We start from the raw sequence: 463 nt of genomic DNA on the forward strand, positions 1-463 counted from the left end.
CACGGTCGACCGTGCCCGACGTTGGCCAGCCCAGATCCTGACGATGAATGCCACCGGCAATGAAGGCGACATCGATCCCGGCACCGGTTGCGCCGGCGACGTCATGCTCGAGCGAATCTCCGACCGCAAGCACCTGACGCGGAGCCAGGCCAAGCCGCTGCAGGCTGCTGCGATAGATACGCGGCTCGGGCTTGCCGTGATAGCGAACCCGCCCGCCAAGCTCGGCATAGGCCCGCGCGACGAGTCCGGGCGCTTCATGCAGCGAGCCGTCGGCATGGACGCGGTAGAGATCGGGATTGCCGCAGATCATTGGCAGATCGCGGGCTGCCGCAGCCTCAAGCACGCTGCGGGAGCCCGCCAGCGATTGCTGCGGCGGATTCATGCTCAGCGTGAACAGGAAATCGGCGTCCTCGATGCGCTCCACCCTGGTCAGGCCCAGCCCGTCGATCAAATGGTCCTCGCC

General features: G+C 66.7%; 1 protein-coding gene. It reads right to left on the bottom strand.

The features are described from left to right. Positions 1-463, bottom strand: a 463-nt coding sequence (locus tag AB4Y92_RS25720) for an HAD hydrolase-like protein (RefSeq protein ID WP_441822194.1), incomplete at both ends; no start/stop codon positions are given.

This window comes from Lysobacter sp. TAB13 (genome assembly GCF_052113885.1).
Taxonomy (GTDB): Bacteria; Pseudomonadota; Gammaproteobacteria; order Xanthomonadales; family Xanthomonadaceae; genus Lysobacter; species Lysobacter gummosus.